Genomic DNA, 22,412 nt, shown 5'->3' with positions numbered 1-22,412 from the left:
CCCGCCCTGGTATTGTGGACGTTCGTGCCTGGCAGATAAAGGCGCTTGCGTTCCTGAGGGGCTCAAGCATGCCTGCACGCCGGGCCACTTCGCATGTCCCGCCTCGTGGAGTGCCTTGGAAATTATCCGAGAAACCGCGGCGCACGCGTGCGACACGCCCGGCCGCGGGGGAACCAGCGCGGGCATAACAGCAGTACAGAGAACTTAGACAAGCAAGCACGACGAGGAATACAGAAAGCCGGTACATGCCAACCATCAACCAGCTGGTCCGTAAGGGTCGCCGCGACAAGATCGCCAAGGTGAAGACCGCGGCCCTCAAGGGCAGCCCGCAGCGTCGCGGCGTGTGCACTCGCGTGTACACGACGACCCCGAAGAAGCCGAACTCGGCGCTTCGCAAGGTCGCGCGCGTGCGCCTGACCAGCGCGGTCGAGGTCACCGCCTACATCCCGGGTGAGGGTCACAACCTGCAGGAGCACTCGATGGTGCTGGTGCGCGGCGGCCGTGTGAAGGACCTCCCCGGTGTGCGCTACAAGATCATCCGCGGCTCGCTGGACACCCAGGGCGTCAAGAACCGCAAGCAAGCCCGCAGCCGCTACGGCGCCAAGAAGGAGAAGAGCTGATGCCGCGCAAGGGCCCCGCACCCAAGCGTCCGCTGGTCAACGATCCGGTCTACGGGTCCCAGCTGGTCACCCAACTGGTCAACAAAGTCCTGCTCGACGGGAAGAAATCGCTGGCTGAGCGCATTGTTTATGGTGCGCTCGAGCAGGCCCGCGACAAGACCGGCACCGATCCGGTGGTGACTCTCAAGCGCGCTCTCGACAACGTCAAGCCGGCCCTTGAGGTCCGCAGCCGCCGCGTCGGTGGCGCGACGTACCAGGTTCCGGTCGAGGTCCGCCCCGATCGTTCGGTCACGCTGGCCCTGCGCTGGTTGGTCAGCTTCTCCAAGGCCCGCCGCGAGAAGACCATGGTCGAGCGCCTGGCCAACGAGATCCTCGATGCCAGCAACGGCCTGGGTGCCGCCGTCAAGCGACGCGAAGACACCCACAAAATGGCCGAGGCCAACCGCGCCTTCGCGCACTACCGCTGGTGATTTAGCACCCCCGGCAGTGTTGCCGAGGGTGGTGCAAGACGACAGCAACCGAGCAAGCGAAAGAGTGGGAATTTAGCCGTGGCACAGGACGTGCTGACAGACCTCACGAAGGTCCGCAACATCGGCATCATGGCGCACATCGATGCCGGCAAGACGACGACGACCGAGCGCATCCTCTTCTACACCGGTATCAGCTACAAGATCGGTGAGGTGCACGACGGCGCCGCGACGATGGACTGGATGGAGCAGGAGCAGGAGCGGGGTATCACGATCACCTCGGCTGCCACCACCTGCTTCTGGAACGACAACCAGATCAATATCATCGACACCCCCGGACACGTCGACTTCACCGTCGAGGTGGAGCGCTCGCTGCGCGTGCTCGACGGTGCCGTGGCCGTGTTCGACGGCAAAGAGGGTGTCGAGCCCCAGTCCGAGCAGGTCTGGCGGCAGGCCGACAAGTACGACGTTCCGCGCATCTGCTTCGTCAACAAGATGGACAAGCTGGGCGCCGACTTCTACTTCTCGGTGCAGACCATGAAGGATCGCCTCGGCGCCAACGTCGTCCCGATCCAGCTGCCGATCGGTTCCGAAGGTGACTTCGAGGGCATCGTCGACCTGGTCGAGATGAAGGCCAAGGTGTGGCGCGGCGAGACCAAGCTCGGCGAGAAGTACGACACCGTCGACATCCCGGCCGACCTGCAGGAGAAGGCCGAGGAGTACCGCACCGCGATGATCGAGGCCATCGCCGAGACGGACGACGATCTCATGGAGAAGTACCTGGGCGGCGAAGAGCTCACGAACGACGAGATCAAGTCGGGTCTGCGCAAGCTGACCATCTCCAGCCAGGGCTACCCGGTGCTGTGCGGCTCCGCGTTCAAGAACAAGGGCGTGCAGCCCATGCTCGACGCGGTCATCGATTACCTGCCGAACCCGCTGGACGTCCCGGCCGCCGAAGGTCACGTCCCGGGCAAGGAAGACGAGGTCATCTCGCGTAAGCCGTCCGCCGACGAGCCGTTCTCCGGCCTGGCGTTCAAGGTCGCGACGCACCCGTTCTTCGGCAAGCTCACCTACGTCCGCGTCTACTCGGGCAAGGTCGACTCCGGTTCGCAGGTCGTCAACTCCACCAAGGGCAAGAAGGAGCGGCTCGGCAAGCTGTTCCAGATGCACTCCAACAAGGAGAACCCGGTCGAGACGGCGTCTGCCGGCCACATCTACGCGGTGATCGGCCTCAAGGACACCACCACCGGTGACACCCTGAGCGATCCGAACGAGCAGATCGTCCTCGAGTCGATGACGTTCCCGGATCCGGTCATCGAGGTGGCCATCGAGCCTAAGACCAAGAGCGACCAGGAGAAGCTGGGCACCGCGATCCAGAAGCTCGCGGAAGAGGATCCGACGTTCAAGGTGCATCTGGACCAGGAGACCGGCCAGACCGTCATCGGCGGTATGGGCGAGCTCCACCTGGACATCCTGGTGGACCGCATGCGTCGCGAGTTCAAGGTCGAGGCCAATGTCGGTAAGCCGCAGGTGGCCTACCGCGAGACGATCCGCCGCAAGGTCGAGAAGGTCGAGTACACCCACAAGAAGCAGACGGGTGGCTCCGGCCAGTTCGCGAAGGTCCTCATCGACCTCGAGCCGTTCAGCGGCGAGGACGGTGCGACCTACGAGTTCGAGAACAAGGTCACCGGTGGCCGCATCCCGCGCGAGTACATCCCTTCGGTGGATGCCGGTGCGCAGGACGCGATGCAGTACGGCGTGCTCGCCGGCTACCCGCTGGTGAACCTGAAGGTCACCCTGCTCGACGGTGCTTTCCACGAGGTCGACTCGTCGGAAATGGCGTTCAAGGTGGCCGGCTCGCAGGTGCTCAAGAAGGCCGCGCAGGCCGCGCAGCCTGTCATCCTCGAGCCCATCATGGCCGTCGAGGTCACCACACCCGAGGACTACATGGGTGACGTGATCGGCGACCTGAACTCCCGCCGTGGTCAGATCCAGGCCATGGAAGAGCGCAGTGGTGCCCGTGTCGTCAAGGCGCAGGTTCCGCTGTCGGAGATGTTCGGCTACGTCGGAGACCTTCGGTCGAAGACCCAGGGCCGAGCCAACTACTCCATGGTGTTCGACTCGTACGCCGAAGTGCCGGCGAACGTGGCGAAGGAGATCATCGCGAAGGCGACGGGTCAGTAATCTGACCTGCCGCCGCCGCGGCGAACCACAACTGCAAAAATCATCACTGCTTAAGTAAGAGCACCAACAAGTCCAGGAGGACACAGAAGTGGCGAAGGCGAAGTTCGAGCGGACGAAGCCGCACGTCAACATCGGGACCATCGGTCACGTTGACCACGGCAAGACCACTCTCACTGCAGCAATCACCAAGGTTCTGCACGACAAGTACCCCGATTTGAACGAGTCGCGCGCATTCGACCAGATCGACAATGCGCCCGAGGAGCGTCAGCGCGGTATCACGATCAACATCTCCCACGTGGAGTACCAGACCGACAAGCGTCACTACGCCCACGTGGACGCCCCCGGTCACGCTGACTACATCAAGAACATGATCACCGGTGCCGCCCAGATGGACGGCGCGATCCTGGTGGTCGCCGCCACGGACGGCCCGATGCCGCAGACCCGCGAGCACGTGCTGCTGGCCCGCCAGGTCGGTGTGCCCTACATCCTGGTCGCCCTGAACAAGGCCGACATGGTCGACGACGAAGAGCTCATCGAGCTCGTCGAGATGGAGGTCCGCGAACTGCTGGCCGCCCAGGACTTCGACGAGGAAGCGCCGGTCATCAAGGTGTCCGCGCTGAAGGCCCTCGAGGGCGACCCGGAGTGGGTCAAGTCGGTCGAGGATCTGATGGAGGCCGTCGACGAGTCGATCCCGGATCCGGTTCGCGAGACCGACAAGCCGTTCCTGATGCCCGTCGAGGACGTCTTCACGATCACCGGCCGCGGCACCGTGGTCACCGGTCGTGTCGAGCGCGGCGTGATCAACGTGAACGAGGAAGTCGAGATCGTCGGCATCCGCCCGACCGTCACCAAGACCACCGTCACCGGTGTCGAGATGTTCCGCAAGCTGCTCGACCAGGGTATGGCGGGCGACAACGTCGGTCTGCTGGTTCGCGGTATCAAGCGTGAGGACGTCGAGCGCGGCCAGGTCGTGGTCAAGCCCGGCACCACCACCCCGCACACCGAGTTCGACGGCAGCGTCTACATCCTGTCCAAGGACGAGGGTGGCCGCCACACGCCGTTCTTCAACAACTACCGTCCGCAGTTCTACTTCCGTACCACGGACGTGACCGGCGTGGTGACCCTGCCCGAGGGCACCGAGATGGTGATGCCCGGTGACAACACCGACATCTCCGTCAAGCTGATCCAGCCCGTCGCCATGGACGAGGGCCTGCGCTTCGCGATCCGCGAGGGCGGCCGCACCGTCGGCGCCGGCCGCGTGACCAAGATCCACAAGTGATCTAGGTTCCAGCCAACGAGAGTGGCGCTCACCCGAAAGGGTGGGCGCCACTTTTGTTTTCAGGCCCTTCGCGGGCCGCGAAAGACGTAGCCCCCACAAGCAGAGCCCGCATTGATAGCGTGGCGCGCGACATGGATGAGACGGAACCGATCTCGGCCGAGGCGCGACGCAAGGTCGATCCCTGGAAGATCCTGGCCGGCGTGTCCACGGCGGTGTCGGTGGCCACGATCGCGACACTCGTGTGGACGGTCAACAAGGTGTCCGACGACGAGCCGACCGCAGCCGAGCGCATGAGTGTGGCGGCCGGAGTCACCCCTGCAGCCGCACCGCCGGCAGCACCGATCACCGTCACCGAGACGGTCGAGCCGGCCGCACCGGCCCCGCAGCCGGAACCGGTTGCGCGAACGTCGAATTCGACGAACTGGGACCGGTCGCTGAACCAGTTCTTCCCGATGGCAGCGACCGCACCGGCCCGCGGTCCGGAGTGGACGCCACCGCCGCCGGGAGCTGGAGCACCCGCGCTTCCTCCCGTCAACCTCACGCCGAACATCATGGTGAACCCCGGCTTCAGCATCGATGCCATCATCGGCGCGGTGTCCGGGACGGCAGGCTGGGTCGGCGGCGGCACGCTGAACCTGATCGGCGATGCGCTCGTCGCGTCGGCCATGAACAACCAGCGACCACCCGATCCCCTCGCCGCTCTCACCAGGATCCCGCCGCCGCAGCTACCGCCACCGCCCCAGTGGCCGCGAGAGCTGGACATCACGAAGATCCCACCCCCTCACGTGCACTGGGACCGCATCCTGCCCCGGTTCTGACGTGTAACACCTCCCCATCACCGACCGATGTATGGGGCGACGGCTGTCGAGGGGTCGGCCGGGGTTTGAGGTAAAGGTTCACGTGTTGAAAAGCATTTCTGCAGGCGTCGCCGCCTTCGCGGCCTCGGTCGTCGTGGGCGGCGCTGCCACGGTCGGTCTGACCGCCGGTGTCGCATCCGCGCAACTGGCGTGCCCTGACGTCCACTGGATCGGCGCCGCCGGTTCGGGTGAGCGCGCGCCGGGGGATCTCGTCGCCGACGCCGGCATGGGCCGAGTGGTGTACAAGTCCTACCGCGACTTCGCCGCCATGGTGCAGCAGAGCGGCCGCACGATCACCGCCGAGGCGGTCAACTACCCGGCCACGGCCGTGCCCGAGGACGGCGGCGCGCTGGACTGGCTGGGCTTCATGGGCAGCGTCGACACCGGCGCCGCCGCGCTGGGCCAGCAGTATCAGGCCTTCGTCGCGCAGTGCCCGACGTCGCAGGTTGTGCTCGCCGGCTACTCCCAGGGTGCGATGGTGGTGCACCGCAATCTGCATGCTCTCGACGCGAGCCCCAACCTGGCGGCCGCGCTGCTCGTCGCCGACGGTGACCGCCTGCCGCAGGACCCGACGATCAACATCGGTTCGGTGGTGTCGGTTCCCGGCGCGGGCAAGGGCGTCGCGCAGGACTGGCCCATTCTGGCCCACGCCCCTGCTCCGCTGCCTCCGACGATGGGTGCCAGGACGATCAGTGTCTGCAATCTCGGCGACGCGGTCTGCGACTACGACCCGGAGTCCGAGGAAGAGATGAGCCCGGCGGCGGTCGCGGTGCACACCAGCTACGCGCGCAGCTCGGCGGCGATGGATCCGTGGACCATGCCGCTGTATCAGCTGGCGGCAGCGCACCCGCCCGTGCCCGCTCCGCTCTCCCCGTTGAACGCGGAGACTCCCGCTCCCTGACCGCCGCCATGGCGCTAATCTGTCGCGGTGTCCACCTTCTGGCGATACGTGAAGATCCAGCTCTTCGTGCTGCTGTGCGGCATCGTCGGGCCGATATTCCTCGTCATCTACTTCGCGGCCGGCGCCGATCCGATGCTGCAGTGGATGCTGTGGACGGGCCTGCTGGTCACCGCCCTCGACGTCCTGATCGCCGTGGTCATGACAGGCTTCGGAGCGAGATCAGCGGCGAAGACCAAGGCTCTTGAGGCATCCGGGGTCCTGGCGCTGGCGCAGATCGTCGGAATTCACGAAACCAACACCCGCATCAACGAGCAGCCGCTGGTGAAGCTCGACCTGCAGGTCTCGGGGCCGGGAATCACGCCGTTCTCGACGCAGGATCAGGTGGTCGCATCGGTGGGCCGGCTGCCGATGATCACCAGCCGCAAGCTTGTCGCCCTCGTGGACCCGGTGACGAAGGACTACCAAATCGATTGGGAGCGCAGCGCTCTGGTAGCCGGCCTGATGCCGGCCACGTTCAGCGTGGCCGAGGACAACCGGACCTATGACTTGACGGGGCAGACCGAGCCGCTGATGGAGATTCTTCAGGTGCTCAAGTCCCACGGCATCAGCATGAACAATATGATCGACCTTCGTTCCAACCCGGCTGCCCGCCAGCAGGTGCAGGCCATCGTCCGGCACGCCGCCGCTGCGCAGGCCGCGGCGCCCCCGGTGCCCGCCGGGGCGCCGTACGTCGCACCGTCGGCCGAACCGACCATCGCGCAACGTCTTCAGGAGCTCGAGACGCTGCGGGCGACCGGATCGATCACCGAAGCCGAATACACCGCCAAGCGCCAGCAGATCATCGCCGACATCTGATCGCCAGACTCTAGAACGCGTTCTAGTTCTGCTGTTAGCCTGATGCCCATGTCCTCAGGTGCACCCTTGGAAGGCCGTGTCGCGCTGATCACCGGAGCGGCGCGCGGTCAGGGCCGGGCCCATGCGGTCCGCCTGGCCAACGACGGCGCCGACATCGTCGCGATCGATGTCTGCAAGCCGGTTTCGGAGGCGGTCACCTATCCGATGCCGACGACCGAGGACCTGGCCGAGACCGTGCGCCTCGTCGAGGCGACGGGCCGGAAGGTGCTTTCCCGCGAGGTCGACATCCGCGACCTGGCCGCCCAACAGCAGCTTGTCGCAGATGCAATCGAGCAGTTCGGCCGCCTCGACATCGTCGTCGCGAACGCGGGCATCTTGAGCTGGGGTCGCATCTGGGAGATGTCAGAGGAGCAGTGGGACAGCGTCATCGACGTCAACCTGAACGGCACGTGGCGCACCATCAAGGCGACGGTGCCCGCGATGATCGAGGCGGGCAACGGCGGTTCGATCGTCATCGTCAGTTCGTCGGCCGGCACCAAGGCCACTCCTGGCAACGCGCACTATGCGGCGTCGAAGCACGGTCTGGTCGCGCTGACGAATGCGCTCGCGATCGAGGCGGGGGAATTCGGCATCCGGGTCAACTCGATTCACCCCTACTCGATCGACACCCCGATGGTCGAGCCCGAAGAGATGATGAAGATCTTCGGCAAGTACCCGGCCTTCCTCCACAGCTTCTCTCCGATGCCGTACAAACCCGTTGCGCACGACGGCAAGCCGGGTCTGCAGGAGTTCATGACGCCCGAAGAGGTGTCCGACGTGGTGGCGTGGCTGGCCGGCGACGGGTCGGCGACGATCTCGGGATCCCAGATCGCCGTAGACCGCGGCACCGCGAAGTACTAGCCCCGCAGGACGTCGGCGAATTGGCCTACGGCCCAATCGATTTCGTCCGCAGTGATCACCAGCGGCGGTGCGAATCGCAGCGTCGAGCCGTGAGTGTCCTTGACGAGCACGCCGCCTTCGGCGAGTCGCAGGCTGACCTCCTTGCCGGTGCCGTGCACCGGGTCGATCTCCACGCCGGCCCAGAGGCCCTTGCCGCGCACCGCGAGCACACCGTGCCCGATCAGGTCTCGTAGCCGGCGGTGCAGATGCTCGCCGAGTTCGGTTGAGCGCTGCTGGAATTCACCTCGCGCCAGCATGGCGACGACGGTGGAGCCGATTGCCGCAGCCAGCGGATTGCCGCCGAAGGTGGAGCCGTGCTCACCCGGATGCAGGACCTCCAGAACGTGGCGGTCGGCGACGACCGCCGACAGCGGCATCACCCCGCCGCCAAGAGCCTTACCCAGCAGATAGATGTCGGGAACGACGCCCCAGTGGTCGCAGGCGAAGGTGCGTCCGGTCCGCGCGAGGCCGGATTGGATTTCGTCGGCGATCATCAGCACGTTGCGTTCGGTGCACAGGGCGCGCACCCGCGGCAGGTAGTCGTCGGCAGGCACGATGATCCCGGCCTCGCCCTGGATGGGTTCGAGCAGGACGGCGACCGTGTTCCCGTCGATCGCGCGGGCCATGGCGTCGGCGTCGCCGAACGGCACCGACCGGAATCCAGGGGTGTAGGGGCCGAAGCCGCGGCGCGCCGTCTCGTCGTCGGAAAAGCTGATGATCGTGGTGGTTCGGCCGTGGAAGTTGTTCTGCGCCACCACGATGTTCGAGTTGTCGACTCCCTTGACGTCGGTGCCCCACTTGCGTGCGACCTTGATGCCGCTTTCGACAGCCTCGGCGCCGCTGTTCATCGGCAGCACCATGTCCTTGCCGCACAGGTCGGCCAACGCGGCGCAGAACGGGGCGAGCCGGTCGGAGTGAAAGGCGCGGCTGACGAGTGTCACGGCGTCGAGCTGCGCATGCGCGGCGGCGGTCACCTCGGGGTTGCGATGTCCGAAGTTAACGGCGGAATACGCGGCGAGGCAGTCCAGGTAGCGACGGCCTTCGACGTCGGTGATCCAGACACCCTCGGCGCTGGCCGCGACGACCGGCAGCGGAGAGTAGTTGTGAGCGACGTGGCGGTTGTCGAGCTCGACGATAGCCTCGGTCACGGATTTCATGGCCGTCACGAATGTACCTCCAGCGTGCAACATTTCACCGAACCGCCGCCCTTGAGCAGTTCGGAGAGGTCCACCCCGACGGGGCGAAAACCGGCGAGTCGGAGTTGTTCGGCGAACCCGGTGGCCGCGGCGGGCAGCACGACGTTGCGGCCGTCGGAGACGACGTTGAGGCCGAGGACGTAGGCGTCGGCGCTGGTGACCTCGATGGCGTCGGGGAACATCCGCTCCAGTACGACGCGGGACTCGTCAGAGAACGCCGGCGGGTAGTACGCAACGGTCGAGTCGTCGAGGACCGCGAGCGCGGTGTCGAGGTGATAGAAGCGAGGGTCGACCAGTTCCAGGCTGACGACGTCCATTCCGACGTGGTCGGCGACCTCGTCGTGAGCGCGACTGTCGGTGCGGAAGCCGAAGCCGGCCAGGATGCGGGCGCCGACGGCCAGGAAGTCGCCCTGCCCCTCGTTGACATGGCGCGTCTCGAACGGTTGGTATCCGTTGTCCGCCATCCACCTCGCGTAAGCGATTGCCTCGCCTGCCCGCTCCGCGTGGGCAAAACGGGCGACGACGGCGCGTCCGTTGATGATGGTGCCGCCGTTGGCCGCGTAGACCATGTCGGGAAGCCCGGTGATGGGCTCGATGATCTCCACGCGGTGACCGAGGTCGAGGTATGTCCTGCGCAGCGCGTCCCACTGGGCCAGCGCGAGGTTTGTGTCGACGGGGGTGGACGCATCCATCCACGGATTGATGACGTACTCGACTGCGAAGAACGTCGGGGTGGTCATGAGGTAGCGACGGGTGCGGGCGGCGCGGCGGTCGGCGGCGGGTTCGGCGACTGGTGCAGCGGCGATGTCCATCGTCATACGAGCAACGATATGACCGGCAATTCGCGCAATCAATCGACGGTCATTGCGTGTCTGGTTAAGATTCGTTACGCGTTAGGTAGCGAAACGGCGTTTTATTGCGTAGGGGTGAATGTGGACCGTCTGGACGAAACAGACGAACAAATTCTGGCTGAACTCGCCGACAACGCGCGGGCCACGTTCGCCGACATCGGACAGCGGGTGAACCTGTCGGCGCCGGCGGTCAAGCGACGAGTCGACCGCATGCTGGACCACGGTGTGATCAAGGGCTTCACCACGGTGATCGATCGCAACGCGCTCGGGTGGACGACGGAGGCGTTCGTCCAGGTGTTCTGCCACGGCACCATCGCCCCCGCCGAGCTGCGCGCGGCGTGGAAGGACATACCCGAGGTTGTCGGCGCGGCAACGGTGACGGGCACGGCCGATGCGATGCTGCACGTGCTGGCACGCGACATGCGGCACCTGGAGGAGGCGTTGGAGCGGATCCGCTCGAGCGCGGACATCGAGCGCAGCGAGAGCATCGTCGTGTTGTCCAACATCATCGAGCGCGCTCCGAGCTGAGCACCTGCGCGTGGGGTGGCGCGCATCAGATCTGGTCCATCGTGTAAAACACCCAAGTGGGCACATCAGAGGTTTCCGGCGGCTCCCTCGGTTCAGGCGGCGTCGTGATCGTCGGTGGAGGGCTTGCCGCCGCTCGTACCGCCGAGCAGCTGCGCCGCTCCGAGTACTCCGGCGCGGTCACGATCGTCTCCGACGAGGATCACCTTCCGTATGACCGGCCGCCGTTGTCGAAGGAAGTGCTACGTGCCGAGACCGATGACGTCACGCTGAAGCCGGCCGAGTTCTACGCCGAGAACAACATCACCGTGCTGCTCGGCAACGGCGCGAAATCGGTCGACACCGCTGCCAGGACGTTGACGCTGGCCGACGGCTCGCAGTTGGGCTACGACGAGCTCGTCATCGCGACGGGACTGGTGCCCAAGCGCATCAAGTCGTTCCCCGACCTGCCGGGCATCCATGTGCTGCGCAACTTCGACGAGAGCCTGGCTCTGCGCAAGGAAGCGGACACGGCCAGCCGCGCGGTCGTCGTCGGCGCGGGGTTCATTGGCTGCGAGGTCGCGGCGAGCCTGCGCAAGATGGGTGTCGACGTCGTTCTGGTCGAGCCACAGGCCGCGCCGCTGGCCTCTGTGCTCGGCCAGCAGATCGGCGATCTGGTGACCCGGCTGCATCGTGCCGAAGGTGTCGATGTGCGTTGTGGTGTCGGGGTTTCCGATGTGAGCGGCGACGACCGGGTGCGGAAGGTGACGCTGAGTGACGGGACGGAACTCGACGCCGACATCGTGATCGTCGGGATCGGGTCCCATCCGGCGACGGCGTGGCTGGAGGACAGTGGCCTTGAGATCGACAACGGCGTGGTCTGTGACGAGGCCGGGCGCACCAGCGCACCGAACGTATGGGCGATCGGTGATGTCGCCTCTTGGCGCGACACCGTCGGAGGCCAAGTGCGCGTGGAGCATTGGAGCAACGTGGCCGACCAGGCGCGAGTGCTGGTGCCGTCGATGCTCGGCCAGGAACCACCGGCCGCGGTGTCGGTGCCGTACTTCTGGAGCGACCAGTACGACGTAAAGATTCAGGCCCTCGGCGAGCCCGAGGCCACCGACACCGTGCACATCGTCGAGGACGACGGTCGCAAGTTCCTCGCCTACTACGAGCGTGACGGGGTGGTCGTCGGCGTGGTCGGCGGCGGATTCCCGGGTAAGGTCATGAAGGTGCGGGCGAAAATTGCTGCGGGAGCGCCGATTTCAGACTTGATCGGTTAGTCACTTCACGTTGACGTAGTAGACGTAGCCGGTGATGGTCTGCTGGTAGGTGCGGTCGCCGAAGTTGTCCATCACGGTGCCGCGGATGGGGGCGCCGCGGTTGACGCTGACCACGTCGGCGTCGGCCAGCGAGGCATCGGACTGCTTCTGGACGATGACGCGGTTGCCGTCGGCTTCGAGCTGCGCGATGGTGGCTTGAGCGTCGCCGGCGCCGGACGGGGCGGCCAGTGCGGGGGCGGCCAGACCCAGGAACGCGGCGGACAGGGTGGCGGCTGCGGCGGTGGCGGTGGTCAGGTTCTTCATGGTGTTGCTTCTTTCTCGGTTGTCGATCTTGGTGATCTGATTGGTTGAACCCCCAGCTCATCGCGTCCATTTCGGTTGGCAGGGATTGACGGGCGGCTGGCAGAAATCGGTGCGTTGATCCGTCGGTGGGGCCGGGCATAATAGAACACATGTTCGATGATCTTTATGAGGGGCGAGATGAGTCGGCCCTTTTGGCCGCCATCGAACAGGCTGCGCGCGAGGAGGCCCAGGCCGGTGCGCGGAAGTTGGCCGCGATCGCCGAATTGGTGGATCTGACTGTCGAGGAGGACGACGAACGCGGCCTGTGGGCCTTCGATCCATGGAGGAATGCGGCATGCCATGTCGGAGCCGCGCTGACGATGAGTCAGCACCGCGCCTCGGCTCAGATGTGCATCGCGACGGCGCTGCGCTACCGGCTGCCCAAGGTCGCAGCGCTCTATGTGCGAGGGCGGCTGAGCGCTCGGCTGATCTCCGAGATCACCTGGCGCACCCGTCTGGTCACCGACCAGGTCATCGCCGTCGTTGACGCGGCACTGGCGGCGAAGACCGAGACGTGGGGGCCGCTGTCGGACGAGAAGCTGGTCAAGGAGATCAACGCCGAGATCGAGCGCTACGACCCCGACGCGGTGCGTCGCACGAAGGAAGTCCTCAAGAAGCGGGACATCCACATCGGCGCTCATGACGACCCCACCGACGTCACGTCGATGTGGGGACTTCTGCTGCCTCCCGACGCCGCGGCGTACCGGACTCGGATCGCCAGACTCGTGAAGGGTCTCTGTGACTCGGATCCGCGGTCGATGGGGGAGCGGCGGTCGGACGCGATGGGTGCGATCGGCCGCGGCGAAGACCACCTGCCCTGCCGATGTGGATCGCCGAAGTGCGCCACCAGAGGCCCGGTGAAATCGAACGTGGTCATTCATGTGATCGCCGATCAGGCCGCGGTCGATTCCGCGCAGCAGTTGGTCGCGTCCGAAGGCAAGTCCGAGTCCGATTCCCATGCGAAGGATTCCGGCGTGGCGTTGCTACCCGGGGCGCAGGTCCTGCCTGTTGCAGTATTGGCAGAGACGATCCGCGGCGGAGCGACGATCAAGCCGCTGTGGCAGCCCGGCCCCGATCCCGAGCCGCACTATCAGCCGTCGGCCAAGCTGGCCGCATTCGTTCGCGCCCGCGACATGTTCTGTCGCTTCCCGGGGTGCGACGTTCCCGCGGACCGCTGCGATGTCGACCACGTCGTGCCCTACCCCTACGGTCCCACTCATGCGTCAAACCTGCACTGCAAGTGCCGAACTCATCACCTCATGAAGACCTTCTGGGGTGGTCCCGACGGCTGGCGCGATAGGCAGTTGCCCGACGGCACGGTCATCTGGACGACTCCTTCCGGCCAGGCCTACACAACGACACCCGGCAGTCGGCTGTTTTTTCCCGCGTGGAACACGACGACGGCCGAACTGCCGCCGATGACCCAGCCGCCACCGGATTTCGACAAGATCGATCAGATGCCCAAGCGGCAGCGCACTCGCGCCGCCGACAGGGCGGCACGCATCAAAGCCGAACGTGAGGACAACGCTGCCCAACGCGCCCTTGAGCTACAGGCACAGCGCCCGCAGCCGCCACCCGACTGCGGCGACGACCCGCCGCCCTTCTAACGCTGGGCTTTGACTCTGGCGGCGAGCATTGCCGTCCATTCAGCGAGATACTCCTCATCGCTGACGCGTGCCTCCGGCTGGCGGAAGAGGCTCGTCGAGAACCGTGCACCGAGAATGCTGTTGATGCCCAGCGAGGCGAGAACGGTGACCTGCTGCGCCGGCAATTGCGGTGCCCACGCCGAGACCCATTCGCCGAGTTCGGCATTGAGACCGTTGACCAGTGCGGCATACGCGGTGTCGAGGCGGGCGGATCGTCCACTGGGGGTGCGCGCCGCGATCTGCAATAGCTCGATCTCCTCGTCGACCACTGTCAGCAGATAGCGACCCAGTGCGGTGAGCTCGGCATCGAGGTCGCCCAATCCGGCGAACAGCGCGCGGATATCCGACATGGCGCTGCGACGATCCAGCTGACGGTCGATGCCGGCGTCAAGCAGCGCTTCCTTGGACTTGAAGTGGTGATAGAGGGCCCCTGATCCGGCGGCAAGACCGGCGGCCGATTCAATTTGGGCCACGCTGGTCGCCTCGAATCCTTTGGCGCTGAACAGCCGCATCGCTTCGATGACCAGCCGTTCTCGCGTCGGTGCGGCTGCTGCCATTGACCTCTCCCAAGTGATCACTTAACTTGAAACAGTAGTCACTTTACTACGGTAAGCAGTCTCTGGAGGTGAGCATGGCGGACAGTGGTCGTGCCGTTCCCCGTGGGCGCGTCCGGCGGACGATGCCGCTGGCCGGCTTCACCGCCAGGGCGGCGGGCGGGCGCGTCGTGGCCGGACTGCGCGAGCGGGCGGGCGACGGCGGCGCTGTCGACCGGTTCCACGAACGCACCGCGGAGCGCTACGCGGAACTCCTCGGGCACTCGCGGGGCGTGCTGATGAAGGCCGGCCAGATTCTGTCCATGATCGACGCCGGTTCGATGGGGACGGGCGGCTTCGACCCGTATCAGAAGGCTTTGGCCCGGCTGCAGGCCGACGCACCGCCCATGCATCGCGACCTGGTCCACGAGGTTCTCGCATCGGAAATCGGGTCCACTGCTGAACATTTCGTCGACTTCGACGACGAGCCTTTGGCCGCCGCATCGATCGGCCAGGTGCACCGGGCAGTACTGCGCGACGGGCGTGACGTCGTCGTGAAGATCCAGTATCCCGGCGTAGCGCGGGCGATCCGAGACGATCTCGCGAATACCGAACTGGTGGTGAGCTTCCTCCGCTTCGCGATGGCAGCGTCGGGCATGAAGCTCGATCTGCGCGCCGTCGCCCGCGAAGCGGCGGCGCGGATCGCCGATGAGGTCGACTATCGGCATGAAGCGAACATGATCACGGCCTTCAGTGAGTTGTATCGCGGTCATCCGTTCATCTGTGTCCCCGAGGTGATTCGGAGCGCATCGAATGATCGGGTCGTGACGATGACGCATCTCGACGGAATGGGCTGGGGCGCGGCGCAGCGCGCCGAGCAGGATCTGAAAAACACCTGGACCGAGGTGATCAGTCGGTTCATCGAGGGTAACTACCGGCATTCGAATCTGGTCCATGCCGATCCGCATCCGGGCAACTACCGCTTCCACCCTGACGGGACGGTGGGTTTCCTCGACTTCGGTTGTGTCTCCACGCTGCCCGAAGACCTTCGGTGGGTGTGGGTGGCGAACCTGCGCGCAGCGATCGACGGGCGGATGGAGGACTGTCGAAAGTACATGGCGCAGTTGGGCTTCATCGAGCCCGGCTCGTCTCTGGACGCCGAGGACCTGCGCCCCTGGCTGAGCACTGCCACGCGCGAGATCTCGGGTCCGCAACCGGCGACCTACACCTCTGACGCTTTCGGCAGTGTGATCAGTGGCTTCTTCGCCGTGCACGACGACCGCAATGTGATTTCGCAGCTGACCCTGTCCGCAGAGTTTGCGTTCACCTCACGGATCACAATGGCTTTCACCGCGGTGGCCGTCGGATTGAATGCCACGTTGCCGATCCGCGCGATCGGAGAGGACATCGACGGGGTTGCCGAGCCCGTGACCGAACTCGGCAAGCTGCATCACGCGTGGGTCCGCGAGCGCGGCCTCCCGCTCGGATTGGACCACCATGACCGCCCCTGACACCACGCGGTTGCCCTGGGACGCTGCCGACCCGTACCCGTATTACGAGCGACGTCGGCGAGAGGGCGACGTGGTCTGGGACGACGCCACCCGAAGCTGGCTGATCCTCGGCTATCGCGCCGCGCAGCACGCCCTGGCCGGCGCAGGCTGGACCAGCGATCTCGCGGCGAACCCCATCGCGGCACCGTTCCTGCGCGTCACAGACCCAGAACTACTGCACCGCAACATGTTGGCCACCGACGGCGCCAACCATCAGCGGCTGCGCGGCGCCGTCCGCGACGTGTTCACCCGGTCATTCATCGCTGGCCTCCAAGAGGGCATCGACGCGATCGCCGCGGCGGCCATCGACACCATCCCCACCGGCGCGGCCTTCGATTTCATGTCAGACATCGCGCTGCCCCTGCCTATCGCGGTCGCGGCCGCCTGGCTGGGCCTCGAGATCGACTCCGCCCGACTGCTCCGCGAAGAGTCTCACGCCGTCGCGCGGATGCTCAGCGACATCGGGGATCCCGAGGCAATCCAGCATGGCGCTGCCGCGTTGGCCACGCTGCTGACGGAGTTTCTGCCCCTGGCCGCGGACCGACGCGCTCACCCGGGCGACGACCTGCTCAGCTTCATCGCGACCGGCGCAGACCTCGAGCTCGACGACGTCGTGGTCACCGCGGTGATCATCGCCGTCGCCGGGCACGAGACGACGGCCAACCTGTTGGGCGCAGGCCTGGTGCGGTTGCTCGCACTCGAAGAGCAGCCTGCCGTGGACGCGGACCTGATCACCGAACTGCTCCGCCTGGACGGGCCCGTGCAGGCGGTTGCGAGAACCGCAACCCGGGACCAGACGATGGGCGACGTGACGATCCGCGCCGGCGAGCCAGCGCTGGTGGTCCTCGCATCCGCCAATCGTGATCCGCTGATCTTCGACGATGCCGACAGCTTGCGTCCCGACCGGAAAGGCCCCGCCCCGTTGTCTTTCGGCTACGGAGCGCACTACTGCCTGGGCTCCGCGCTGGCCCGGTCGGAACTGACCACAGCGCTGCGTCGAGTCCTGGGGCGTACCCCGGCTCTGGTGGGCGCCCCGGTCTGGCGCGACACGCCTGCGATCCGCGGCCCGCAGTCGCTGGCGGTCGCCTTCGGTCAGAACTCCCCGAGGTAGAAGCGGGTGTCCTGGTCGTCGGTGCACAGCGCCGATATCCCGTACGGCTGCCGCGACGGGTCCTCGATCACCGTGCCACCCGCCTCCCGGACTCGACGGACGGCGGACTCGATATCTGCAACCGTCCACATCGGCACGGTCACCGGTGCGGCGCTGCCTCCCGCCGCCCCTGCCATCGGATGCGTCGACGTGACCTGCCAGCCGTCGTCGATGTGACCCGGTTCGAAAGTCCAGAACAGCAGTCGGCTGTAGAACGCCTTGAAGGCCGCCGAATCCGGCACTTCGTAGGTGATGTAGGACAGCTCGCCGGGGCCCCCGCCGTTCAGCAACGGCCGCGGTTGGCCGGAAGTCGGCTCGTACACGGCGAATTCACCGCCCTGCGGGTCGGTTGCGCCGAGAACGGACCCGAAATCGAATTCCGTCACATCGTCGACGCTGCCGCCGCCGGCCACGATGGCGGCGCGCGCGCCGTCGAGGTCCGTGACCGCGTAGCAGCAGAACAGGGTGTTCTTTCCCGGGACCGAGAAGATGCCGATGCGCTGCCCGGTGTTGGTCACCCTGTGTGACCCGGGGTCGTACACCCATCCGAGCACGTGACCGTAGAAGGCAGCGGCCCGCTCCGCATCCGGCGTCCACACCGAGACGTACCCGACATCGCCGTGCTGGATGGGCACGGCGGCGCCGGTGGTCGGGCCGGTCAGCATCCACCGATGCCCGAACGGGTCGACAATCGTCGCGGTGCGCGATCCGTAGTTCTCGTAGGGTTCGCGCTGCACCTGCGCGCCCCGGGCGCGGGCGAGCTCCAGCACACGGTCGGCTGAGTCGACCGTGAGCATCAGGCTCACCGAAACAGCCTGTGGCGACGGGGCTTTCAGCCCGATCTCCGGGTATTCGTCAGCCAGGTAGAGCACGCCGGTCCCAACCGCCAGTTCGGCGTGGCCGATGCGGCCGTCGTCCATTTCGACCGGGTCTGCGATCAGCCGGGCGCCGAGGACGTCGACGTACCAGGTGAGGGCGGCTCGGGCGTCGTTGACCGTCAGATAGGGGACCGCCGCACCGGCCAGGGCCGTGTCGGTACCACTCATGGTCACTCCTTGCGTTCGATCGGGTTGCTGCTCAACAAGATTCACCACCGCTTCGAGACGTGACCGCAGCCGCGCCGCGAACAGCGGGTCCGGTGCGACAGGGAGGTCGCCGGTGTGAAGCACGTCCAATGGGTCTGTCACGGGTGGCCTCCCTCCGGTTGCGGGTAGTGCGCTCGGAACGCCCGTCGTGCCCGCACCAGCAGTGCTTCTGTCGCGTGCACGGTGCGTCCGATCAGCTCGGCGCACTCGGGCACCGAGCAGTCGTCGAGATAGCGCAGCGTCAGCACGGTGCGGTGCTGCTCGGGCAGGCCGGCCAGAACGTGCTCGGCGACAATGCGGTCGAGCTCGGCGTCCCATTCGTCTGCGGGGTCGGTCGGCTCGGGTATCTCGGCCACCGGCACCGAATGGCGCCGGCGGTAATGGTCGGCCAGTTTGTGGCGCGCCACTCCGATCAGCCACGGCACGCTGATCTGCGGCGGCGACGGTTTTCTGGCGGCATCCATCGCCGCCAGAAAAGTCTCCGACGTGAGGTCCTCGGCCGTCCCCCGGTCACCGCACCGCCTGACGAAATACCCGTAGACCGCGGGCAGGGCGTCGTCGTACAGCTCGAGCAGGGTCCGGGGAGCGGTGCCGCCCTCCGATCTGGTGCTCACATCTCTATCGTCGCCGCCGGCGCCCGAACTCCGACACCCCGATTTCGAGATCGGCGAGACCTGACGCGAGCAGGTCGAACGCATCGCCGAGCGACTGCGCCAACGACGCGGACTCATCGGCCAGCCAGTACTCGTAGGCCGACAGGGACACCGCGAGCATCGTCCAGGCCACCGTCTGCGGCACGAGATCGGACTCGGACACCTGCAGGCGGCCGGCTACGAATGCGGCGACCACCGCCCGCCAGCCTGCATACATTGTCATCGAATAGGCTTGCAGTGCTTCGGTTTCCAGGATCAGGCGCATACGTTGCCGGTGCCTGTCGCCGTCGTCGAAGTCGTTGAACGCCAGCAGCGCGGTGCGCAGCGCATCGCGGATCGGCACGCTGGGGTCGAGCTCGGCCAGCATCCCGCGCATCATGTCGAGGTGGGCGTCGAAGTCGCCCCAGGGCAGCGCGCTCTTGGAGGGGTAGTAGCGGAACAGCGTCCTGCGGGCGATTCCGGCCGCGGCGGCGACGTCGTCGACGCTGACGTCGTCGAATCCGCGCGCCACGAACAGGTCGATCGCGACGTCGCTGATGTGTTCCCAGCTCGTCGTGCGACGACGACCCACGCGCGGCTTGGTGGCGCCCGTCACGATCCGGCCTTCCGTTTCGGCACTCGGTGTCTTATTGTTAGCGACCTACGTCACAAATGTCGAGAGTGAGGTCAGTATGGAGCCAAATCAGCACGAGACCGAGGAACTGGTCACCGAGAGCCTCGTCGAAGAGGTCTCGATCGACGGGATGTGCGGGGTCTACTGAGCATGACCGCGCCGACGACTTTCGATGCCGACCGGCACTGGCGGTTGCACCCGCAGGTGGCGGTGCGGCCCGAACCGTTCGGCGCGCTGCTCTACCACTTCGGAACCCGCAAGCTGTCGTTCCTGAAGAACCGGACGATCGTCGAGGTGATCAACTCGCTGTCCGATCACCCCGACGCTCGATCCGCCTGCCGCGCCGCAGGAATCGACGACAACGATCAGGCGCCCTACTTGCACGCGCTGGGCGTGCTCGTCCAGTCCAAGATGCTGATCGCCGATCCAGGAGAGAATTCATGACACTGGCAGCCCCGGTGCCCCGTCTGGTCGACCAGTTCGAGCGCGGCCTCGACGCGCCGATCTGTCTGACCTGGGAGCTGACGTACGCGTGCAATCTGTCGTGTGTGCACTGCCTCTCGTCGTCGGGCAAGCGCGATCCGCGCGAGCTGTCGACCGAGCAGTGCAAGGCGATCATCGACGAGCTCGAGCGGATGCAGGTGTTCTACGTGAACATCGGCGGTGGCGAGCCGACGGTACGCAGCGACTTCTGGGAGCTCGTGGACTACGCCACCGAGCACCACGTCGGCGTGAAGTTCTCCACCAACGGCGTGCGGATCGACAAAGAGGTGGCCGCCAAGCTCGCCGCCAGCGACTACGTCGACGTCCAGATCTCCCTGGACGGAGCCACGGCGGAGGTCAACGACGCCGTGCGCGGCCCCGGTTCGTTCGCGATGGCCGTGCGCGCGTTGGAAAACCTCAAAGAGGCCGGCTTCAAAGACGCCAAGATCTCGGTCGTCGTCACCCGCCACAACATCGACCAACTCGACGATTTCAAGGCGCTCGCCGACAACTACGGCGCCACGCTGCGCATCACCCGGCTGCGCCCGTCCGGCCGCGGCGCCGACGTGTGGGACGACCTGCACCCGACATCCGCCCAGCAGGTCCAGCTCTACGACTGGCTCGTCGCCCATGGGGAGCGCGTGCTCACCGGCGATTCGTTCTTCCACCTGTCGGGTCTTGGTGAGCCCGGCGCGCTGGCCGGCCTCAACCTGTGCGGCGCGGGCCGCGTGGTCTGCCTGATCGACCCGGTCGGCGATGTGTACGCCTGCCCGTTCGCCATCCACGACAAGTTCCTGGCAGGAAACATCCTGTCCAGCAATGGTTTCCAGGACGTGTGGCGAAATTCCGAGCTCTTCCGTGAGCTCCGCGAACCGCAATCCGCAGGCGCCTGCGGCGGTTGCGACCACTACGACGCGTGCCGCGGCGGATGCATGGCCGCCAAGTTCTTCACGGGCCTGCCGATGGACGGCCCCGACCCCGAGTGCGTGCAGGGCTACGGCGAGCCTGCGTTGGCGCTCGAACGTGACAAGCCGAAGTCGAGCGTGGATCACTCCCGCGCCGGCGGACGCAACACGCCGAAAGGCCCGATTCCGCTCACCCTGCTGAGCGCTCCTCCCCGGCGCCCGGTCGGTGCCGGAGCGCCTCCGAAGAAGTTCTGCAACGAAAGTCCAGTCTGACAATGGCACGAGATGCATGGTTCGAAACCGTCGCGATCGCCCAGCAACGGGCGAAGAAGCGGCTCCCGAAATCCGCCTACTCGTCGCTGATCTCCGCCAGCGAAAAAGGCGTGTCGGTCTCCGACAACGTCGAGGCGTTCGCCGAACTAGGCTTCGCCCCGCACGTCGTGGGCGCCACCGAGAAGCGTGAGATGGCGACAACCGTGATGGGACAGGACATTCCGTTCCCCGTCATCATCTCGCCCACGGGCGTGCAGGCTGTTCATCCCGACGGTGAGGTCGCCGTGGCGCGGGCCGCCGCGGCGCGCGGCACCGCGATGGGCCTGTCGTCGTTCGCGAGCAAGCCGATGGAGGAAGTGACCGCGGTCAACGACAAGATCTTCTTCCAGATCTACTGGCTGGGCAGCCGCGACGCCATCGCCGCGCGCATGGAGCGCGCCAGGGCCGCGGGCGCCAAGGGTCTGATCCTGACCACCGACTGGAGCTTCAGCCACGGTCGCGACTGGGGGAGTCCGAAGATCCCGGAGCAGATGGATCTGAAGACCATGATCCGCATGGCGCCCGAGGTGTTGACGAGGCCTCGCTGGCTGTGGAGCTTCGGTAAGGGCCTGCGCCCGCCGGACCTGCGGGTTCCCAACCAGGGCAGGCTGGGCGAGCCGGGGCCCACCTTCTTCGAGGCCTACGGCGAATGGATGGGGACACCACCTCCGACCTGGGAAGACGTGGCCTGGCTGCGGGAGCAGTGGGGTGGGCCTTTCCTGCTCAAGGGCATGGTCCGGGTGGATGACGCGAAACGTGCTGTGGACGCGGGGGTTTCAGCGATCACCGTGTCCAACCACGGTGGCAACAACCTCGACGGCACCCCTGCCGCGATCCGTTGCCTGCCCGCGATCGCCGACGCGGTCGGCGACCAGGTCGAGGTTTTGCTGGACGGCGGGATCCGGCGTGGGAGCGACGTCGTCAAGGCGGTAGCTCTGGGTGCTCGCGCGGTCATGATCGGCCGGGCGTACCTCTGGGGCCTGGCGGCCAACGGCCAGGCGGGTGTGGAGAACGTTCTGGACATTCTCAGCGGTGGTATCGACTCGGCGCTGAGGGGCCTCGGCAAATCCTCGATCCACGAGCTGACCCGTGAGGACATCCTCGTTCCCGACGGGTTCACGCGCACCCTCGGAGCCTGACGCAGGCACGGACGCCCTGGTGCTGGCGTGGCTGCGGGGGCTGCCGTGAACGTGCGGCTCCCGGA

24 protein-coding genes are annotated in these 22,412 nt (G+C 66.3%); 17 read left to right on the top strand and 7 right to left on the bottom strand.

What is annotated here, in order from left to right; genetic code table 11:
• Positions 1–245 precede the first annotated feature (245 nt).
• The 8 genes from rpsL (at position 246) to ACAG24_RS08605 (ending at position 8,063) form a co-directional block, all read left to right on the top strand.
• Complete coding sequence (gene rpsL / locus ACAG24_RS08640) at positions 246–620, top strand: 30S ribosomal protein S12 (RefSeq protein ID WP_003929602.1); 375 nt, start codon at positions 246–248, stop codon at positions 618–620.
• Positions 620–1,090: a 30S ribosomal protein S7 gene (rpsG, locus tag ACAG24_RS08635; protein ID WP_011558402.1), complete on the top strand. Its 471-nt coding sequence runs from the start codon at positions 620–622 to the stop codon at positions 1,088–1,090. The genes rpsL and rpsG overlap by 1 nt, the downstream gene beginning before the upstream one ends.
• A gap of 129 nt (positions 1,091–1,219) precedes the next feature.
• Entirely contained in the window at positions 1,220–3,271 is a 2,052-nt protein-coding gene (gene fusA / locus ACAG24_RS08630; RefSeq protein WP_370472633.1) for an elongation factor G, read from the top strand.
• An 88-nt stretch (positions 3,272–3,359) separates the two neighbouring features.
• Positions 3,360–4,550 (top strand): elongation factor Tu, encoded by a 1,191-nt coding sequence (tuf, locus tag ACAG24_RS08625; RefSeq protein ID WP_370472238.1) that lies wholly within the window; start codon positions 3,360–3,362, stop codon positions 4,548–4,550.
• A 131-nt stretch (positions 4,551–4,681) separates the two neighbouring features.
• On the top strand, positions 4,682–5,368 hold the full coding sequence (locus tag ACAG24_RS08620; protein WP_370472239.1) for a hypothetical protein: 687 nt from the start codon (positions 4,682–4,684) through the stop codon (positions 5,366–5,368).
• A 94-nt stretch (positions 5,369–5,462) separates the two neighbouring features.
• Positions 5,463–6,308 carry a cutinase family protein gene (locus ACAG24_RS08615; protein WP_374150771.1) on the top strand — a complete coding sequence of 282 codons (846 nt, stop codon included), beginning with the start codon at positions 5,463–5,465 and terminating at the stop codon, positions 6,306–6,308.
• Positions 6,309–6,335: 27 nt separating this feature from the next.
• A complete protein-coding gene (locus ACAG24_RS08610; RefSeq protein ID WP_370472241.1) occupies positions 6,336–7,163 on the top strand; it encodes an SHOCT domain-containing protein in 828 nt (275 codons plus the stop codon).
• 42 nt (positions 7,164–7,205) lie between these two features.
• Positions 7,206–8,063, top strand: a complete 858-nt coding sequence (locus ACAG24_RS08605) for a mycofactocin-coupled SDR family oxidoreductase (protein WP_370472242.1) — start codon at positions 7,206–7,208, stop codon at positions 8,061–8,063.
• On the opposite strand, the gene rocD is transcribed toward ACAG24_RS08605, so the two are convergent.
• A complete protein-coding gene (rocD, locus tag ACAG24_RS08600; RefSeq protein WP_370472243.1) occupies positions 8,060–9,259 on the bottom strand; it encodes an ornithine--oxo-acid transaminase in 1,200 nt (399 codons plus the stop codon). The genes ACAG24_RS08605 and rocD overlap by 4 nt on opposite strands.
• Positions 9,260–9,264: 5 nt before the next feature.
• On the bottom strand, positions 9,265–10,110 hold the full coding sequence (gene ddaH / locus ACAG24_RS08595) for a dimethylargininase (protein ID WP_370472634.1): 846 nt from the start codon (positions 10,108–10,110) through the stop codon (positions 9,265–9,267).
• A 120-nt stretch (positions 10,111–10,230) separates the two neighbouring features.
• On the opposite strand from ddaH, the gene ACAG24_RS08590 reads away from it, so the two are divergent.
• A complete protein-coding gene (locus tag ACAG24_RS08590) occupies positions 10,231–10,677 on the top strand; it encodes an Rv2324 family transcriptional regulator (RefSeq protein WP_370472635.1) in 447 nt (148 codons plus the stop codon).
• Positions 10,678–10,733: 56 nt separating this feature from the next.
• Complete coding sequence (locus tag ACAG24_RS08585; protein ID WP_370472244.1) at positions 10,734–11,936, top strand: NAD(P)/FAD-dependent oxidoreductase; 1,203 nt, start codon at positions 10,734–10,736, stop codon at positions 11,934–11,936.
• Here the strand turns inward: ACAG24_RS08585 and ACAG24_RS08580 are convergent, their stop codons facing one another.
• Positions 11,937–12,239 carry a hypothetical protein gene (locus ACAG24_RS08580; RefSeq protein ID WP_370472245.1) on the bottom strand — a complete coding sequence of 101 codons (303 nt, stop codon included), beginning with the start codon at positions 12,237–12,239 and terminating at the stop codon, positions 11,937–11,939. It abuts the gene before it with no gap.
• Positions 12,240–12,388: 149 nt separating this feature from the next.
• On the opposite strand from ACAG24_RS08580, the gene ACAG24_RS08575 reads away from it, so the two are divergent.
• Positions 12,389–13,885 carry an HNH endonuclease signature motif containing protein gene (locus ACAG24_RS08575; protein ID WP_370472246.1) on the top strand — a complete coding sequence of 499 codons (1,497 nt, stop codon included), beginning with the start codon at positions 12,389–12,391 and terminating at the stop codon, positions 13,883–13,885.
• Here the strand turns inward: ACAG24_RS08575 and ACAG24_RS08570 are convergent.
• Entirely contained in the window at positions 13,882–14,481 is a 600-nt protein-coding gene (locus ACAG24_RS08570) for a TetR/AcrR family transcriptional regulator (protein WP_370472247.1), read from the bottom strand. The two genes, ACAG24_RS08575 and ACAG24_RS08570, sit on opposite strands and share 4 nt — an antisense overlap.
• 74 nt (positions 14,482–14,555) lie before the next feature.
• On the opposite strand from ACAG24_RS08570, the gene ACAG24_RS08565 reads away from it, so the two are divergent.
• Complete coding sequence (locus ACAG24_RS08565) at positions 14,556–15,968, top strand: ABC1 kinase family protein (RefSeq protein ID WP_370472636.1); 1,413 nt, start codon at positions 14,556–14,558, stop codon at positions 15,966–15,968.
• A complete protein-coding gene (locus ACAG24_RS08560; RefSeq protein ID WP_370472248.1) occupies positions 15,955–17,118 on the top strand; it encodes a cytochrome P450 in 1,164 nt (387 codons plus the stop codon). Before ACAG24_RS08565 ends, ACAG24_RS08560 begins: the two co-directional genes overlap by 14 nt.
• Here the strand turns inward: ACAG24_RS08560 and ACAG24_RS08555 are convergent.
• Genes ACAG24_RS08555 through mftR form a run of 3 tightly spaced genes read right to left on the bottom strand, consistent with a single transcriptional unit; the run spans position 17,100 to position 19,490 of the window.
• On the bottom strand, positions 17,100–18,344 hold the full coding sequence (locus tag ACAG24_RS08555) for a VOC family protein (RefSeq protein WP_370472249.1): 1,245 nt from the start codon (positions 18,342–18,344) through the stop codon (positions 17,100–17,102). The two genes, ACAG24_RS08560 and ACAG24_RS08555, sit on opposite strands and share 19 nt — an antisense overlap.
• On the bottom strand, positions 18,341–18,856 hold the full coding sequence (locus ACAG24_RS08550) for an RNA polymerase sigma factor (RefSeq protein ID WP_370472250.1): 516 nt from the start codon (positions 18,854–18,856) through the stop codon (positions 18,341–18,343). The genes ACAG24_RS08555 and ACAG24_RS08550 overlap by 4 nt, the downstream gene beginning before the upstream one ends.
• 4 nt (positions 18,857–18,860) lie before the next feature.
• The gene (gene mftR / locus ACAG24_RS08545) at positions 18,861–19,490 is read right to left on the bottom strand and encodes a mycofactocin system transcriptional regulator MftR (RefSeq protein WP_370472251.1); all 630 of its coding nucleotides are present in this window, start codon (positions 19,488–19,490) and stop codon (positions 18,861–18,863) included.
• A gap of 76 nt (positions 19,491–19,566) precedes the next feature.
• Between mftR and mftA the strand changes: the two genes are divergently transcribed.
• The 4 genes from mftA to mftD are packed head-to-tail and all read left to right on the top strand — an operon-like array spanning position 19,567 to position 22,347.
• Positions 19,567–19,656, top strand: a complete 90-nt coding sequence (gene mftA / locus ACAG24_RS08540) for a mycofactocin precursor MftA (RefSeq protein ID WP_370472252.1) — start codon at positions 19,567–19,569, stop codon at positions 19,654–19,656.
• A gap of 2 nt (positions 19,657–19,658) precedes the next feature.
• Entirely contained in the window at positions 19,659–19,952 is a 294-nt protein-coding gene (gene mftB / locus ACAG24_RS08535) for a mycofactocin biosynthesis chaperone MftB (RefSeq protein WP_370472253.1), read from the top strand.
• Entirely contained in the window at positions 19,949–21,169 is a 1,221-nt protein-coding gene (gene mftC, locus ACAG24_RS08530) for a mycofactocin radical SAM maturase (RefSeq protein WP_445206179.1), read from the top strand. Before mftB ends, mftC begins: the two co-directional genes overlap by 4 nt.
• Before the next feature lie 2 nt (positions 21,170–21,171).
• Positions 21,172–22,347, top strand: a complete 1,176-nt coding sequence (gene mftD, locus ACAG24_RS08525) for a pre-mycofactocin synthase MftD (RefSeq protein ID WP_370472254.1) — start codon at positions 21,172–21,174, stop codon at positions 22,345–22,347.
• Positions 22,348–22,412: the final 65 nt, after the last annotated feature.

Source organism: Mycobacterium bulgaricum (genome assembly GCF_041287165.2).
Taxonomy (GTDB): domain Bacteria; phylum Actinomycetota; class Actinomycetes; order Mycobacteriales; family Mycobacteriaceae; genus Mycobacterium; species Mycobacterium bulgaricum.
This window is presented reverse-complemented; position numbering and strand designations above follow the sequence as displayed.